The sequence below is a fragment of the Flavobacterium sp. 9 genome, assembly GCF_002754195.1.
In the GTDB taxonomy this organism is placed as follows: domain Bacteria; phylum Bacteroidota; class Bacteroidia; order Flavobacteriales; family Flavobacteriaceae; genus Flavobacterium.
This window is the reverse complement of sequence record NZ_PEEU01000001.1, coordinates 4,713,414-4,731,598: the sequence shown is the minus strand read 5'-3', so window position 1 is coordinate 4,731,598 and position 18,185 is coordinate 4,713,414. Positions and strand designations below refer to the sequence as shown.

At 31.0% G+C, this 18,185-nt stretch carries 13 protein-coding genes; 4 read left to right on the top strand and 9 right to left on the bottom strand.

Annotation, left to right across the window (positions count from 1 at the left end):
• Window positions 1-87: 87 nt before the first annotated feature.
• Genes CLU81_RS19695 through CLU81_RS19685 form a run of 3 tightly spaced genes read left to right on the top strand, consistent with a single transcriptional unit; the run spans window position 88 to window position 2,585 of the window.
• Window positions 88-771, top strand: a complete 684-nt coding sequence (locus CLU81_RS19695) for a cell division ATP-binding protein FtsE (RefSeq protein WP_099711351.1) — start codon at window positions 88-90, stop codon at window positions 769-771.
• Window positions 771-1,658, top strand: coding sequence for a glycosyltransferase (locus CLU81_RS19690; RefSeq protein ID WP_099711350.1), 888 nt, complete (start codon window positions 771-773; stop codon window positions 1,656-1,658). Before CLU81_RS19695 ends, CLU81_RS19690 begins: the two co-directional genes overlap by 1 nt.
• Window positions 1,659-2,585: a glycosyltransferase family 2 protein gene (locus tag CLU81_RS19685; RefSeq protein ID WP_099711349.1), complete on the top strand. Its 927-nt coding sequence runs from the start codon at window positions 1,659-1,661 to the stop codon at window positions 2,583-2,585.
• Here the strand turns inward: CLU81_RS19685 and CLU81_RS19680 are convergent.
• Both CLU81_RS19680 and CLU81_RS19675 read right to left on the bottom strand, forming a co-directional pair.
• On the bottom strand, window positions 2,568-2,975 hold the full coding sequence (locus CLU81_RS19680) for an FdtA/QdtA family cupin domain-containing protein (RefSeq protein ID WP_099711348.1): 408 nt from the start codon (window positions 2,973-2,975) through the stop codon (window positions 2,568-2,570). The two genes, CLU81_RS19685 and CLU81_RS19680, sit on opposite strands and share 18 nt — an antisense overlap.
• A 1-nt stretch (window position 2,976) precedes the next feature.
• Entirely contained in the window at window positions 2,977-4,068 is a 1,092-nt protein-coding gene (locus CLU81_RS19675) for a glycosyltransferase (protein WP_099711347.1), read from the bottom strand.
• 39 nt (window positions 4,069-4,107) lie between these two features.
• Between CLU81_RS19675 and CLU81_RS19670 the strand changes: the two genes are divergently transcribed.
• Entirely contained in the window at window positions 4,108-5,244 is a 1,137-nt protein-coding gene (locus CLU81_RS19670; protein ID WP_099711346.1) for a glycosyltransferase, read from the top strand.
• Between the two features lie 328 nt (window positions 5,245-5,572).
• Here CLU81_RS19670 and CLU81_RS19665 read toward each other — a convergent pair whose 3' ends face one another.
• The 7 genes from CLU81_RS19665 to CLU81_RS19635 form a co-directional block, all read right to left on the bottom strand.
• Window positions 5,573-6,289 (bottom strand): hypothetical protein, encoded by a 717-nt coding sequence (locus tag CLU81_RS19665; protein WP_099711345.1) that lies wholly within the window; start codon window positions 6,287-6,289, stop codon window positions 5,573-5,575.
• Window positions 6,286-13,014 carry an RHS repeat-associated core domain-containing protein gene (locus CLU81_RS19660; protein ID WP_099711344.1) on the bottom strand — a complete coding sequence of 2,243 codons (6,729 nt, stop codon included), beginning with the start codon at window positions 13,012-13,014 and terminating at the stop codon, window positions 6,286-6,288. The genes CLU81_RS19665 and CLU81_RS19660 overlap by 4 nt, the downstream gene beginning before the upstream one ends.
• A 110-nt stretch (window positions 13,015-13,124) precedes the next feature.
• Window positions 13,125-13,553, bottom strand: a complete 429-nt coding sequence (locus CLU81_RS19655; RefSeq protein WP_099711343.1) for a T9SS type A sorting domain-containing protein — start codon at window positions 13,551-13,553, stop codon at window positions 13,125-13,127.
• A gap of 51 nt (window positions 13,554-13,604) precedes the next feature.
• Window positions 13,605-14,654: a hypothetical protein gene (locus CLU81_RS19650; RefSeq protein WP_099711342.1), complete on the bottom strand. Its 1,050-nt coding sequence runs from the start codon at window positions 14,652-14,654 to the stop codon at window positions 13,605-13,607.
• A gap of 124 nt (window positions 14,655-14,778) precedes the next feature.
• Window positions 14,779-15,999, bottom strand: a complete 1,221-nt coding sequence (locus CLU81_RS19645; RefSeq protein ID WP_233209737.1) for an O-antigen translocase — start codon at window positions 15,997-15,999, stop codon at window positions 14,779-14,781.
• A gap of 61 nt (window positions 16,000-16,060) precedes the next feature.
• On the bottom strand, window positions 16,061-17,161 hold the full coding sequence (locus CLU81_RS19640) for a DegT/DnrJ/EryC1/StrS aminotransferase family protein (RefSeq protein ID WP_099711341.1): 1,101 nt from the start codon (window positions 17,159-17,161) through the stop codon (window positions 16,061-16,063).
• 16 nt (window positions 17,162-17,177) lie between these two features.
• Window positions 17,178-18,155, bottom strand: a complete 978-nt coding sequence (locus CLU81_RS19635) for a GNAT family N-acetyltransferase (protein ID WP_099711340.1) — start codon at window positions 18,153-18,155, stop codon at window positions 17,178-17,180.
• Window positions 18,156-18,185: the final 30 nt, after the last annotated feature.

Genomic DNA, 18,185 nt, shown 5'->3' with positions numbered 1-18,185 from the left:
TCATTTTAATATTTTACAAGAAATGATTGAAATTTATTTTGAATCCAACCGTTATCTTATTACTTTTACCAATCAAATCAATTTATTATGTCACAAATCGTACTGTCTCTTAAAGAAGTAACTATATATCAGGAAGGAAGAAAAATTTTATCTCATATTAATTTAGATGTTCAACATGGTGAATTTATCTATATAATTGGAAAAACAGGTTCCGGAAAAAGTAGCTTTATGAAAACATTGTACGGTGATTTGCCTTTAACTGAAGGTGAAGGTCATATCGTTGAGTTTGATTTGGCGGCTTTAAAAGAAAGTGAAATCCCTTATTTAAGACGTAAAATTGGGATTGTATTTCAGGATTTCAAATTGCTTCCGGATCGTTCTGTAAAAGACAATATGCTTTTTGTTTTGAAAGCAACTGGCTGGACAGAAAAAGAAGCAATGGAACATAAAATTGATGAAGTTCTTGACAAAGTAGGAATGAAAGACTTTGTAAACAAAATGCCGCACCAACTTTCTGGAGGAGAACAACAACGTGTTGCGATTGCAAGAGCGTTGCTAAATGATCCTGAATTTATTCTTGCCGATGAACCAACCGGAAACCTTGATCCACAAACAAGTTCTGAAGTTCTTGAAGTATTGAAAAAAATCAATGCAAACGGCAAAACCATTATCATGGCAACTCATGATTATGCGCTATTGATGAAATTCCCGTCTAAAACATTAAAATGTGAAGACGAAAGAATTTTTGAAGTCGTGCAACGCAATGTGTAATGCTTTCTATATTAATTCCTACTTATAATTATAATGTTGTTTCATTAGTTGAAAAACTGCATAATCAGGCTTTGGAATTAAGTATTGCTTTAGAAATTATTTGCTTAGATGATGCTTCAGCTTTTTTTACAAATGAAAACCAGCAAATTAATCAATTTCAGAATTGCTCTTTTTTAGTTTTACAGAAAAATATCGGACGAAGTGCGATTCGGAATTTGCTAGCGCAAAAAGCAACTTACGAAAACTTGCTTTTTCTTGATGCTGATACAATTCCAGTCCACAAAGACTTTCTATCTACTTATATTTTACAAATAAATAATGATGAAAAAATAGTCTACGGAGGTATTTTGTATGAAAGCAAACAACCATCAAAAAACAAACTTTTACGATGGGTTTACGGGACAAAACGTGAGGCATTAACAACTTCAGATCGAAATAAAAATCCTTACATTTCATTTTTGACTTTAAACTTTTTAATTAAAAAAAGTATTTTCTCAAAAGTCAATTTTAATGAAAGTATTCCGAATCTAAGGCATGAAGATACTTTGTTTTCGTATCAATTAATCCAACAAAAAATTGAAGTTATTCATATAGAAAATGCCGTTTATCATCTTGGATTAGAAGATAATGAAACATACTTAAGAAAATCTGAGGAAGCTGTAATTGGATTAAAAAATCTCGTAGATTCTAATTTAATTCCATTTGATTATGTGAAACTCTCCCATTACTTTTTACTTATAAAAAAATACGGTTTTCAACATATTATTGCTTTTGGTTTTAAGGCTTTCAAATCTCTTTTTCTGAGACAATTGTTTAGCAAAAAACCATCATTATTTCTTTTCGATTTGTATCGATTGGGCTATTATTGCACTTTAAAATCAAAATAAATGGCTTTTTTTTCTGTTATAATCCCATTATACAACAAAGAAAATTTTATCGAAAACACGATAAAAAGTGTCTTGAATCAAACTTTTCAGGACTTCGAAATTATTGTAATCAATGATGGATCAACAGATAAAAGCGAAGAGAAACTATTACAATTTAAAGATTCTAGAATTCAATATTTCTCCAAAGACAACGAAGGTGTTTCTATAGCTCGGAATTTTGGCATCGAAAAAGCAAAATCTGATTTCATAACTTTTCTTGATGCCGATGATTACTGGTACCCAAATTTTTTGAAAGTAATGCATGAAGCTATACAGCTTTTTCCGGAACAAAAAGTTTTTTCCGGAGCAATTGAAATTGAAACTTCAAAGAAACCATTTCCAGCCACATATTCCATACAAAAAACAGGCGATTTTGAATTAGTCAATTACTTTCATGGAAGTTTAAAAACAACAGCAATTTGCACTTCTTGTGCTGTATTTGATAAAGATCTTTTTAAAGAAATTGGGGTATTTGATCCAAAAATAAAAAGTGGCCAGGATACTGATCTCTGGATTAGAATAGGCTTGATATATCCTGCTGTATTCTCTTGGAAAATTCTTGCCCGTTATGTTTATGATGAAAATAGTTTATCTAAAAACAATAACTTTTTAAATTCTAAAATGGACTTTTCAAAATTTTCCGAGCTCGAAAAAACAAATACCGATCTTAAACTTTTTTTAGATTTAAATCGTTTTTCACTCGCAATCAAAAGCAAATTAGTTTCGGACAAAGCCATGTTTAACTATTACTATAACGGAATTGATTTAAAAAAAATTAGTTTCAAAAAAAGATTTCTATTGCAGCTTCCTCCCTTTTTTCTACAATTTTTAATTCAGATAAAACTCAAAATGGCAAACCTTGGAATTGGCTCATCGGTTTTTAAATAACTTAAATTCTTTAAATTCTCTAATATAATCCTCTTCATCAAATTCATCAGAAGCCAGTACAAGACAAACGGATCCTGAAGAAAAATTTTTTAATTCTCTCCAGATTCCATCTTCAATTAACAATCCAAAATTTGGCCTGTTAAGCGTTATAGTCTCAATTGATTTTCCGTCTTTCAGAACCACATCAAAACTTCCGCTTAATGCAATTAAAAACTCTTGTTGCTTTTTATGAGCATGACCGCCACGTTTACTTCCGCTAGGCACATCGTACAAATAATACACTCTTTTTAATGTAAATGGTATCGCTTTACCTTCAATAACAGAAAGATTACCTCGCCTATCCTGAATTTTTGGAATTTCGATTAACCGAACATTCTTTATATTGTTCATCCTATTTTATTTGTAGTATTAAATTTTTCCATTGTATGGAAATATTTTCGAGAGATAAATGCGCTACACTTTGGGCGGCATTATTTTTACAAAAACGAAACAACTCTTCATCATAAATCATCTTTTTAAAAGCTTCTGCAAGCAAAGTTGAATTATAATTTTCTACCAATAAACCATTAAACTCCGATTGAATAATTTCCTTTGGTCCAGATTTACAATTTACAGAAATTACCGGTATTCCAATGGCTAATGATTCTATTACAGACATCGGAAAACCTTCAAAATGGCTCGTTAAAACAGTATATTTTGATTTTGAAATGTATTCGTAAGGATTTTGCTTTGACGGAATTATTCTCACAAATTTCTTCAAATCTAAATCCTTTATTTTTTTTTGAATAAATTTTAAATCTGGACCTTCACCCAATAAATATAATGAGTAACCAGAATTATAAATTTCAGATTTTAAAAAAGCCTCCAGCATCAAACTGAAATTTTTTACCTTCTCGTTAAACCTTCCAAAAAACAAAATATATTTATCTGATTGAGAAACTTCTTTATTAATTCCGAATTCAGAAATTTCAAAAGGATTGTAGATTGTCACTATATTCGAAAAATTAAATTTTTCTATAACTAAATCTTCTATTTCTTTTGAGACACAAATTAATTTATCGGCTTTTTGATATATCTTTTTTGATAAAAAATAAGGTCTTGGGAAATAATTTTCCAGATTAAAACTGTGAATTACAAACCATTTTTTTCTATTACCATAAATTAAACTCGAAATAATTTCTCTTAAAAAATGATTCCGTGGGCGATTATCAATAATCAGCTGAATTTTATTCTGTTTTAGATATTGATGCAATAGAAAACCTTTTTTTATTTTTTTATAAAGTGAAAATCCACTGTCTGAAAGCTTTCCTATATTATATAATTTACCACTATAATTATAATCAACAACATCATTAATGATTATATTATGAACCTCAACGATATCATCTTCAAGCATCTTACTCAACAAAGAGGCGAAACGTTCTGCACCACCAGTTGCCAGAGAAGTTGAAACAATTGCTACCTTGAGTTTTGAATTTATCATATTGGCTAAAATATAATATATTTGTTAAATATACATCAAATGAAAATTTTACTGGTAGGCGAATTTAGCCGTTTGCATAATTCTTTAAAAGAAGGTCTGAAAAATTTGGGGCACCAAGTTCTAATTATTGGTCATAATGATGGTTTTAAAAAATTTCCTGTCGATATTCTAATTCAAAAGAAATGGGATACAGGAATTTTAAAAAAAATAAAAATATCTATTTACAAGATCACAAGTTTTGATATTAGTTCTTACTTAACTTATCGTCAGTTTTTAAAACACAAAAAAGAATGTTCGGGTTTTGATGTCGTTCAACTTATTAATGAAAACAGCTTTTATTGTACTTATAAATTTGAAAAAAAGATAATTTCACATCTCTTAAAAAACAATCAAAAATTATATTTATTAAGTTCAGGATATGACTATTTAAATGTGAAATACTGTTTTGAAAATCCTGATTTTAAATCTGTAATTCCATTATACATAAATCATAAAATAGATGCAAAATCTTTTGGAAATGTTTTAAAATTTCAAAAAAACTCATTTAAAAAACTACATCAGTTTATCTATAAAAACTGTAACGGAATTATATCTTCAGATTTAGATTACCATCTTCCATTGACAGGAAATTCTAAATATTTAGGTTTAATTCCAAATCCTATAAACGTTTCAAAAATTGAGTTTAATCCAATAAAAATTGACGATAAAATCATTATTTTCCATGGAATTAATACATCAAATTATTTAAAAAAAGGAAACAATATTTTTGAAGAAGTACTCAAAATTATTGAACAAAAATATTCAGATAAAATTGATATTATAACTACAAAAGATATTCCGTACAATAAATATATAGATTTATATAACAAAGCACACATCTTGCTAGATCAGGTATATTCTTATGATCAAGGATATAATGCTCTTGAAGCAATGGCAAAAGGCAAGGTCGTTTTTACAGGCGCCGAAACTGAATTTATGGAATATTATAATTTAACAGAAAGAGTTTGTATCAACGCCAAACCTGATGCTGATTATCTGGTAAATGAACTCTCTTTTTTAATAGAAAATCCAGCAGAAATAATAGCCATTAGTGAACGAGCCAGAGCCTTTATTGAGAATGATCATTATTATTTGAAAATTGCTCAAAAGTATGCAGAGACATGGGAAAATAATTAGTTTAGAAAATTCGTTAAAAATGAAAATCTAAAATCCTCAATAGATACATTTACTATTCCTAAAACTACAACTTTACAAAATAACATAAACTTAGGTCGTGAATTAAATATCCTACTTTCATTAAGTCTTTTATGAAAATTCCTAAATTATTTTACTCATGGTAATTCAGAATACCTGATTATAAACGAAGAGCCTTTTTCACATATTTACGATAATATAAGAAACAAAAAATGCGCAAAGTCAGAGTAATATTTGCGCAGTTTTTTTATTTGAATATTTGGGTAAGCATGAAATTAATTCTTATAATCTATAACAAAAGCTATTATTTCTATTCAATAAATTCAACCGGAACCCTGTTCTTAGATTTAATAACACCGTGATAAACTTCATATCCATTTTTTTGAATAGTCTTTAAGATTGGTCTTGACAACATTTTTTTATAGTTTGTAGAATCACTAAACATGGTTATTTCAGCACTATATTTTGTGTTTTTATCAAAATCAACATGAGCATTTTGGATTGGATCTCCATAAGGGAGATTTACAAAGCCTTCAAAATATAGTGTTTCATTTGAATGAATAATAAAACTTGAATTGTTAAAATTTAAATTTTCATTTGTAGTAGTACTAGAGTAATTTAACATTTTTAAAACTCGAGCATTCTTATCGCTCGCTATAGAATTTGGTTTAAAATTGAAATTTGGATGTCCATACCTTACTTTAACTTTTTCCTCTTTATTTCTTTCTTCTTTATAAAAATAAATTGTAGCTTGATTTATTGTTAAACCATCCAAATTAGAATATAATTTACCAAAATAGTTTAGGTTAAAAAAATAACTTTTGGAATCATAATTTGTCAATTTAAAAACGATAATTGTTTTTGATTTATAATTAGTTAAGCTATCATCCATGTTATTATATAAATTCTTAGTGTCAGGAATTAAGGAAAGAATAGATTTATTAATGATTTCAAGTTCTAATCCGTCTTTCTTTTCACATCCTAAAATAAATAAACATAAAACAATAATAAATATTGTATTTTTCATAATTTTCTAAAATTATAAATTCCTTCAGAAACATATGTACTATGATTTCCTAAATACCATTCAAACTCATATGCAGATCTTTCTAAATATCTCTCACCTCCTAATGGTGCTATACCATTAATATAACCTAATGGCCCTTCTTTCGCGGCTAATCTATATGCCAATCCTCCCATAAAAACCTCTTGAAAGGCATGATAAAATTCATGAAACATAGTAGAGGCTAATTTAAAATTTGATGTAAATGCATCCTCATAAAAATAATGTGTTTTATTATCAGTATAACCTCTCATACCAGAATTTTTTCTATAACTTACTTCAATTTTATAATTACTTTTTTTATGAAGTGCATCCAAACCATCAACATCGTCTAATAAAGCATATACTGACGACTCATTCATCTCTGGTTTCGCAAATGGATTTGTCTTGTGAAATCTTTTTACAAAAGCCTTTCTTGCTTGTTTTTCCATGAATGAATGCATCACATCATTCAATCCAGAAACAAGACCTCCTGTAACGGCTCCTTGCCAAAAATTACCTCCTGCAAGTTCTGCCCCTACACCTCCGGTTAATGCTCCAAAGGCAATTGTTCCAGCTCCCTTTCTAGCAAATTCACCTGCTCCTGCATTCCAGGCTGTTGCGCCCAAACTACCAAAAAATCCTCCAGCTGCACCACTAAGAAAACCTGCACCACCGGATTGCATCATTGCCATTGCTCCTTGTGCTACACCATGCGCTGCTGCCTGTACCAGAAATTTTGCACTTTGAAGACTTGAAGCAAATGCCGTATTAGCTCCTGTGGCTGCGACAGTAAAACAACTTCCTATACCAAAAGTCACAGCGCCTGATACCGCTCCCCAAAATGCTGATTTAAGCATTCCGGATAAACTTAAACTGGCATCGGCACCATTCATTATGGCAGCTGTAACCCCTATCATATAACTTGCCGTTCCTATTATTGCTCCTATGACAACAGCGGCAAGTAACCCCTCACCTAAACCAAAAAATTCACCATTTGGATCATTAAATAGTAGTGGATTATTCGTTACATACCCATATTTATTGTAACATTGAGTATTATAAGGGTCCTGGATATTTTCATCTGCATTCAAAAAACGTCTTTGCATCGGATCATACAATCTTCCATTCATGTGTATAATAGCCAATTCTGCAAAATGTTCGTGACTTGTATATCCTCGGTCTAATATACTTAATACCCCATTTGTTAGATTACCCCACGCATCAAAATGACGTTGTTCTACCAAATTACCAGCTTCATCACTTATTGCCAGTATACTTCCCAAATAGTCCTTATGTAAAAATAGATATTTTGCACTAGCATCAGTATAATTTTTCGTATAAATAATATCGCTATCGTAAGGATTTCCTATGTATAATATATGTTTTTCTTTTCCCGTAGTATTGTCTGTTGTAATTTCGTAACTACCATCTTCACTATAATATTTAGTAAATTTTCCCTGTTTATCTTCTGCAAAATTACCACCATAAGTTACCATTTGCCTCATTTCAGTAAGCCCGTAACTAAATTGAGCATCACCATTTTGAGCATCTATATATATAGGATCATTATTTTCGTTATAGCTTATGGTTAATGGTATATTATTATTATAATTCTGAACCCCCACAGCATTAAGAACCTGAGTGTCCGCTTGATATATTTTGTCTGTTCTGAAAGTCGTTGTTCCTGTTTGATCATTTTCTACAATACGACCTTTATCGTCGTAAGTATTAGTCGATAAAATCCCTGTTTTAGGGTTTGTCCAGCTTTTTAATCGGTTATTATCGTCATAAGTAAATACTTCATTAACAACTATTCCTCCCTTTCTGGAACGAGTTTTTAGTTCATTTTTAATAGCATCAAAAGAGTAAGTCATTTGCAATACATTAGGCTGTACTGCCGAAACATGTGCTGTTGATGTTAGAAAATTATTCCCATCATAGTTATTATCAATAGTTACTGCACCTAAATTAACTTTAAGTAATTGGCCATTGGCATTCACTTTATTAATTTGTGATAATACCTTACCTGTATTTTTATCTTTTATCTGATATAAATCACCACTCCATGTATTATAAACATTTTGGAGACTCGTTTGTGTCATCAATCCCGAAGAGTATAGTCCCTTGTCATAACTAATTACTCGTCCTTTATCATCATACGTTATATTTTTTTTAAAAAATAACTTGCCATTACTATTCTCGCTAGTGGTTAGAACACGTCCATTTGCATCATAGGTCAGGTAAGTTAGATAACTTTTTCCATTAGTTGTACCTTTTCTATCGGTTACCATTCCTAAATTATTATAAATAAAACTAATGGATTTATTTGTTGCCTTAGCATTATCTCCTACTGATAATTCTTTTTGAGTAATCAACTGTCCTTTGGGATCGTATACATACTCTTTTGTTCCTTTTGGACTAGTTTCTTTTAACAATTTACCAAGCCCATCATAGTCATATCGATAAGTTCCGTTGGATGGATCTGTAAATTCTGATTTCCTCCCCCAGGAATCATACTTTGTCACTACAATATTTTGACCATAAGTTGCCGAAACATTTTGACCTGCAGCGTTGTATGCAAATTTTACAACACCTCCTTTATCTTCAGATTCTATAGTATTACCCAATACATCACTAGTTTTTCGGTTGACTCTATTGTAGCCATTTAACTCTTTTGCAGTTGTCGTAAGCCCTATAACCTGTGTCTCTAAAATTTTTCCATTAAAGCCTGTTACAGTCACTTTTGCAGGAAAAACAGAGCTATCATAACTAAACACATTCCATTTTGGTGTTTCAGCCTGATCATAGAGTTCACTTTCTCTTATTTTTCTACCAACTGCATCGTACTCTACCTGCTGCGCAATATAAGATCCTGATTCAAATCCTTTGGTTCTTATAAGATATTGCTCTCCTTTTTTGTTGGTACGTGTTTCTTTTATATTACCTGTTGGACTGTATTCGGCAACAACTATATCATCTCCTTGTTTTTCATATGTATAGGTGGTGGTACCTGTTAAGTTCTGTTTAGATTTAGTCAGTTTTCCCCATCCATCATAAGTATTAGTAAGAGTGTTTCCTAACGGATCTGTCTGTGTTAGTATTTGCCCCCAGTCATTACTAGTATTTTGCGTAATCAAGCCTAAATTATCGGTGCTTTTTACAACAAATAATCCTTTTGCGTCATACTCGCTTTTGAGGGATTGAGCTTGACTGTCCTGATTGTTGGCTTTCTTTTTTTCAATAACATTACCAAAACCATCATAAGTGTAAGTATCAGTAACAGACTTTGAATAATCCTGATTAAATGTTGTTATTGTTTTAGGTAAACCATTTTCATAAGTATAAGCCGTTTTACTCTTTTTAGTATCGCTGTACGCGATTACGATATCTTCTTTTTCTTTAACTCTCCCGACATAATAATCTTTTCCTGTACCAGTAGCATTGTCCAGATAACTCGTATTAGATGTTATTGTCGCAAAACCATTATTGATATTAGTTTCTATTTTTGTAACCAAATAAAAACTTCCATACGTCATAGTAGTGATTTCAGTTCTATTCTTTAAGAAATCTTTTTCAGTAGATCGATACGGCACTATTGTCTCTACTCCTGTTGTTACCGACTTATCTGTTGTATATTCTAAAAATTTAAATGATAAGAGCTGTGAATTATTTACAGAAACATCTGTCGGAAAAACAGCACTATCTTCCCTTGTACTCCATTCTTTAATTACAGAACCACTTTGCAATGGATCAATTTCTAAACCAGACCAGATTTTAGTATTTTCAAAACCCGAAGCATACCAATTAGTACGCGCAGATTTACGAAAACCAATCATTCCTTTACCATTTACATGAGCTAAAAGTCCGCGGTATTTAAAGTCCTTCTTCCTTTCAAGTTGACGCAATTGTGCTACTACAAAAGATTTCGATACTCTGTCTAATTCTACATAAGGATATTTTTCTTTTTTAGAGGAAGCATAAAAATCAGAATCCAACTGTGAATCCAACTCCTTATATTCAATTACGGTAGGGATATTACCTTGCGTTATTGTATTGATCCTTGATGTTTTTGAAGTATCATAAAGACTAAAAGTGTACATAAATCCTTGAGAAACATCTTGTCGATTTTTACCTAGAAGTACAATATTATTGTTAATTTGATTGATATAAAAATCACCTACAAGTTCGTTATAATCAAACAAACCATCATTTTTGAATGAGGAATTATACCCTCGTTTAAAATTAACATCAATCGTACTGCTAGCACCGTTATCGCTCATTATAGTTACAGTAGTTTCTGAGTATTTTCCGGCAGATAATTTAGAATCTATGGTGTAATAATCAAACTGAATCAATTCGCATTTTCCATCTTTATCAAGATCTAAAGCCTGATAATTTATTCTTCTTGAAGCGGTTACATTTGATAAATTTAAAGCTTGAAAAGGATACCATTTACCTATTCCAGCTTTATATTCTTCTTTGAATCCTGTACCAGTAGAAAGATAAAGTCTCCAGTCTCCTGCAAGCGCATCTGCTTTATAGTTTAGCTGCATATTCATTGTCGATACAGGAGTACCCTGAGCAACCGGTATTATCAAATCGGTCTTTTTATCTCCATTGAAATCTCCTACAACAGCATTTTCTAGTAATCCGCTAAAAACAGCTGAAGTCGGGCTTGTTTCTGCTGTAAATTTTTGTGAAGTTTTGTCTTTTTTAAACGATGTTATGGTTGATGAATTACCTGTCTCAAGATTAAGTATTGATATTTTTCCATCTCCTTTAAAATCACCAAATATCGGTTTTTGAAAAATTTTATTATAATAGGGAGATTCGGAGAAAGAATCCGCTGCACCAACTCTATTATCGAGATTCAATATCATATATCTATATTGCTCTACTGAATTAGTATGCGTAATTACATTTCCTTTTACCGGAGGTAATTTTGCGCTATTTTTTTCTAACGGACTTGGCGGATTGTTACTATCAATAGTTTCATAAACTGATGTTGTATTGTCTTTAATTTGAATAATAATTTCCGATAGTCCATCACCATCCAAATCCATTTGCATAGGATCCAAAACAGTTGTAACTACACTATAGCTCTGATAATCACCTGTTCCTCTTGTTCCCGATTCTGTAAAGACATCTCTAAAAGTTTTATCATTTGTTAATGGCTTGCTATATTCTAATTTTAATTGATTATTTCCATCTACTGAATATATCTGTCCTTTTAAAAAAATACCTTGCCTGGAACTAATTTCATTGTTACTGTTTTTAAATGTTATAACTACAGCTTTATTAAATTCTTCCTTTGTAAATGTTGGAGAACTCATCACAGTCAAATCTCCATTTATTGTATCATCCATAAACGATTTAAAAAATCGTATTGATTTAGGTTTGGCAGGTGTTACCTCATATTTTACACAATTATAACTATGATCTTGTCTTTCCCATTTAGTACATATTGAAGTTGATGCAGTTGCATCAAAGTACTTTAAATAATCCAAAACTCCATCTCCATCAAAATCTCCTACAATTTTATTATTCTCATTATCTGCATATGATTTTGCAGCCCAAGCCGATGCACTTGACCCTTCGTAGATCATAGCTACTGGGTTTGCAGCCTGATTTTGAGAATTGTATTCAGTTATAGTCTTAGCATATTGGTAGTTGGTTCCATTTGCATCTTTATCATATACGATTACATATTTCTTGAACTGTTTACTATTAGCATTGACCACAATATCTGAAAGTATTTTGTCCTGCAAAAATCTAACTCCATGTACATATGATACTTCTTGCAGATCTCGAACGACATAATTAAAAACAATAGAATTGAAATGTGGTTTGCCTAAAGTTTCATTTCCTCCCCATTGCACACTAGTAATTACTGATACATTATTAGTTTCTTTATAATTGTATGTTATGTAGTTGCCTTGAGCATCTTTCCATTTTACAATATTATATTCCAACGGAGTTTGTGAATCCGTAGTTATACCGTACCACGCCTGAGAACCATTATCAAAAGTAATTTCGAATGAATTTGGACCTGTGTAAGACTGACCGCTAACTGCACCAACAGATTTTATTTTTAGAGTTGAAAATTTTTCCGTAACATATTCAGTACCGTCTTTTCCATAGGTTGTAGCATCACCAGGAGTTTTTAGCAATAGTCTTTGTCCATTAAACTCATAAAAATCAGTATAGTCAAGTTGCACACCTTTAGATTCTCCATTTTTTTCGATGTTTTTACCAACTCTTTTAATACTGGTAACACCCGAAAGAGAAAATCCCATACCTGCAATACCTGAACCAAAACCGCTTGTATAAAACAAATTCATTTGGGGAGCAACTCCATTAATACTTGGAGGCAATGCAATTGGGAAGTTAAACTGTAGTTGCCCATCACCCCCTACAGCTATCTCACCTTTGGTATCATGAAAATTTCCCGTTCCTACCTCTCCTGACAAGTTGCTTTCTCCTGCAGTGGAATTTGTTGTTCCTCCACTTGTAAATGGATCTGAACTCGCTCCGATCTTCGCTATGAATGGATTCACTACTGCAGAACTAGCGCTAAATCCATTCAATAAAATAATCACATTAGGATCAGAAACTGTTCTTGCTACTGTTTCCGCTTTATTAAGTATTTGCTGGGAAAAACTTAAGTTTATAAATAATAAGAAAAGATAAGTGAGGTATTGTTTCATTATGATGTTTTATTACCTTGCTCCGTAACTTCATTACAATATGAAACAGAGATTGAAGGTTATTTTAAAATGATATTATTGGCTCTTAATAAAATTAAGTTGGCTATTCGTTATTGTTTCATAATTTTAATCGTTTTTTGCTTACCATTACTGTAATTCAAAACAATCAAATATATACCTGACGAATAAGCTCCAAAAGCAAGATTTTGAGTGGTCAGTTGTTCAAGATTAGACATCCTTTTTAGAATTTGACCATTCATATTAATTACTTCTATAGAAGACATTACATTATCATCTGATAATTGCCACTTTAGATATAATTCTTCTTTTACGGGGTTTGGATAATAAGAAATCACATCTTCACTAAAAAATTTTTGCAAATCCTTTTCTTGTAGCGAATCTATTTCTTTGACATCGGCAGTTTTTCCTGTTGAGGGAAGGCAGTTTACACACAAAAAACGTCTAATTTGGTTTCCGGCAGTATCATATTCAAAGCCAATTTTTGTTTGTGCTTTTGTTAAGATTGAAAACCCTAACATAAGAAAAAGTATATAGTATCTCATAATGCAATAATCACAAAAATTGTATGTTTATTTTTTAATTAATAACGCTTTAACCTGTGCTTTTAATTCTTCAATTTCTTTATTTTGTTGAATTAAATATAGAGTTAATTCTTCGATCTTTTCTTGTTGAATTTTTGCCATTTCTCCAAGTTCCAATCCTTTTTCTGTAATTTCTTTTGCAGATGGTACATTTTGTAAATGCCCATTTTTTGTAATATAACTTTCAACTTCTTGTAAAGTAGGTAGCTTGTAACTTGGATTAAATACATAATCAGCCCAAGTGTTGTAAACTTTTATCTCCTCTGCTCTGATTTTACCCTTTACTGAAAGTTTATAACTAGTTGCTCCATCAATAAAATTAGAAGTTCCGATACCGATATTTCCCATTACGACAGTATTTCCTTCAATAAATGCACTACCAGAACCATCTAAAAATGTTGCTCCACATTTACCCGCCTTAACAATTAACTTATACTTTACGTTTTCATCAGATGTTAAGCTTTCATAACTTGCACCAATTATTAATTTTGTATTAGATTGCGGTAAAGAAATATGACTAAAATTACAGCCGTCTGATGCTACAGTTTCTTCCGCAACTTTAAATACATTTCGTTGTTTACTATCGTTTATCTCCAAACCTCCGTAACCACCTGTTTCTGCATAAGATCTGAATCTTTGATTATCTGCTCTATCATCGATTGAAAACCAAAACATAGATTTCACATTGATATTTGAAGCTGGAAAATCATTAAAATTCATCATTCTATTAGCAGTGCCATTAACAAAACTACCAGCTTGAAAAACTTTACTTTTTAGATTTCTATCGTTCGAATCAACAAAAGTTTGTCCATCAGCAAGACTAGTTCCAGAAAAAATGACACTTTTTGCCTTAACATCACCATTTACTTCAAGTTTAGTTGTGGGATTATTTGTTCCTATCCCTACATTAGTATTTGAAGTTGGTGAATTTGCTAAAACATTTGCTGCGCCCCCAGTACCAGTACTAATTTGTGCGTTTAAGTTTATAACACTGAATAAAAAAAAGATTAAACCAATTTTATTTGTAATTTTCTGCATGGTATTTATTATTATTTTCCGCACAAAATTAATAAAAAGAGCTTTTCTTACTAAATATAAAAATATACTTATTAAGATTTTATTAACAATAAAAAAGCTAAGAAATTTAAAAAACAGAAGTTTTTTAACGGTTTATGAATACGTTCTTAAAGTAAAACAATAAAAAAAACAAATAAAGAAAATTATCAAAAGCCTGTGCCAAAACAACTCCTTCAATCCCGAAAATGCGGATAAAATAAAGGCTTGAAAAATATAAACCGGCAAGTGATAATAGTTCTGAAATTATAAAAGCAGCGGTCATTTTTTTAGCCAAAAACTGAAATCCCAAAATCAAAGAACAAACCTTAAAAACATCACCTAGTAATTGTCCTAAAAACAAATTTTCGACAGGAAGAAATTCGGCTGTAAAAAGCAGTTTTATGATAAAAAAGCGTAAAAAATAGATTATCGTAACGCCAATAATAAAAACGGGTAAAATGGTTTTATAGTAAGTCCAAAATATGGATTTCGTTTCTTGATCTGTTTTCGAGTTCGATAATTTCGGCAAAAAATAAACACTCAAAAGAGTTGAAACAAATAACAAATAATAAGACGAAATTCTTGTCATTGTTTCCCAATATCCAGCTTGATCTATTCCTAAAGTTTGTATAACATTATTCCGAATTGCCAGAAAAACCAAAGGCCCAAAAACTGCCGAAACTAACGCCATTAAAGAATAAGACGATAAGTTTTTGATGATTCTAAAGTCGAATAATCGAAATTTGATTGTGTCAAAAAAAGCAATTTCTTTATTGATGAAATAAAATGTTACGAAGAACAATAATGCAGGCGAAATAACAACCGCCAATAATGCTCCGAGAGTTGTGAATTTTAATATTAATAATACTGAAACCACTAATCCTATCGTATTGCCAATACAGTTAACCCAGATTACTTTTTTGAACTTTCCTAAACCGTTAATTACAGCAAGCAAAAAAATTGAAATAGCGTACCAAGGCAAAGCCAAAGCCAATATTTTAAATACTAATGAAAACTCAAAATTGTCACCAAAAATTCTGTTATTCCAGAAAGAAGCCAGAAAAAATAAAAGTCCGCTTAAGACTATTACAACTACTAATAATGTTAGAAAAACTGTGGCAATTATCTTTTGAAGTTCGGATTTATTCTTTTCGTTTTCGGCAACATATTTTACAATTCCGCTTTGAAAACCTAATGTTGAAATACTTTCTAACGAAGTCAAAAAGTTACGTAGATTTCCAACCAAAGCCATTCCGCTTGGGCCAATAAAAATCGCCAGTAATTTTGATGTAATTAATCCAATTCCAATTTTTAATATTACACTCAAACTGTTTAAAGAAGAGATTCTAAACAGGTTATTTTGAGTATATTTTTTAAGGAAATTCAAGTTAGTATTTATTAATAATTTCGATAACAAAACTAACTTCTTCCTCTGTCAAAACAGGACTTATAGGTAAACTTAAAACCTCATTATGAATTTGTTCCGTTATCGGGAATGATAAAGTATTCCATTGCGGAAATGCCTTTTGTTTATGTGGCGGAACGGGATAATGAATAACTGTTTGTATGTTATTCTGCGTCAAATAATTCTGAAAATCTTCTCTGTTTTTCGTGCGAATGACAAATAAATGAAAAACATGACTATTCGAAAAATCCCAAACCGGAACTATTATTTTATCGTTTTTAATTTCTGATAAATAACGTTTTGCAATAACTCTGCGTTTCGCATTATCAGCATCTAAATTTGGTAATTTTAGATTTAAAAACGAAGCCTGAATTTCGTCTAATCTTGAATTTACACCAATATAATCGTTATAATATTTTTTATCTGAACCATAATTTCGAAGCGAAAAAAGCACTTTTTCTAATTCCGAATCATTTGTCGTTATCGCACCGCCATCGCCCAAACATCCAAGATTTTTTGCTGGATAAAAACTATACGCTTTTGCTGATTGTTGATTGTTAATTGTTAATTGTTGATTACTGATTGCGCCGTGAGATTGCGCCGAATCTTCTACAACTAATAAATTATTCTCTATTGCAATTTCATTGATTTTATCCATTTCAGCCAATTGCCCGTAAAGATGAACGGCTAAAATTGCTTTTGTTTTAGAGGTAATTTTCTCCTGAATCAAATTTGGATTTATATTGTAGGTTTCTAATTTTGGCTCGACCAAAACCGGAATTAAATCGGCTTCTAAAATCGCCAAAATACTGGCGATATAAGTATTTGCAGGAACAATAACTTCGTCGCCTTTTTGGAGTTTTCCTAAAGCTATGTATCCTTTAAAAATCAAAACCAAAGCATCTAAACCATTCCCAACTCCAATGCAATATTTCGCTTGGCAATATTCGGCGAAAGCTTTTTCAAATGTTTCAACTTCTTTCCCTAAAATATACCAGCCATTATCTAAAACTAATTTCAGTTTTTCCTGAAAAGCAGCTTCATAAGGCTCGTTGATTTTTTTTAGATCCAGAAATGATATCATTTTATTTCTTTAATTTTTAAACAAAAATACCATTTAACTTATTATAATTTGCGGTTTCTAATTCGTAAAAATCATGAACTATTGTACTTGCGCCAAAACTTTCTTTCCAATACGTTAATCCTTCATTTAGATTTCTTCCTTGATTTTCGTTTGAAATTCCAAAATCGAAAAATCTCTTTTTAGCAAATCTTTCCTGAATCAAATAATGAAATAAATAATCTAAACTTCCCAAGTTTTCCTGATTTTCATTTTTCGAAATATATTGACAATGCGCCACTGTTTCAGTTTCGAAAACTGTAGTTCCCGCAACAATTTTATCTTCTAAATAAACATTAAACTGATGAATGTTTTTAGGAAAATGCCTTTTCAAATAATTCATTTCTTCTACAGAATGAACAGGATTTGCGCTATGTTTTTTATTTAAATTCGGAATCAAAACATTATTCCAAAACGATTCAAAATCAGTTTCTTCTTTTATAATCAATTGATTTGAAACGCCTTTTCGAAATCCTCTTTTTCTGATTTTAGAAGTCTTATTTTCTTGCAATAAATCTATCACCGAAAGTGAATCTCGTCGCACTAATTTTGCTTCAGCTAAAAACAAAGCATACAAAACTTCTTCAGCCGGTTTTTGATGATAAATAGAGGGAAGTGTTTTTAAGTGTAATTTCTGAAAGTTATTTTCGTTCAAAAAAAATAAAACAGATCGAAAAACTTCAATAACTGTCGCTAATTTCGTTTGCTCTTTGTACACCAATCCGCCGTAAGTAAGTCCTTGATGTGAATAGATTGAATTTCCAACTTTAGTAGCAGGCAAAACGCTGATTAGTTTCCCGTCTTCGAAAACTAAAAGCGAAAAATCCTCAAACCGATCTTTATGATATTCCATAAAATCACGACAAAATAAAAACGTAGCATTTTTAGCCTGACTTATAAAGTCATTCCAAATTTGGTAATCGTTTTTGTCGTATTGTTTTACGGTAAATTTTGTCATTTTTTTCTTTTGCCACAGATTTTAAAGATT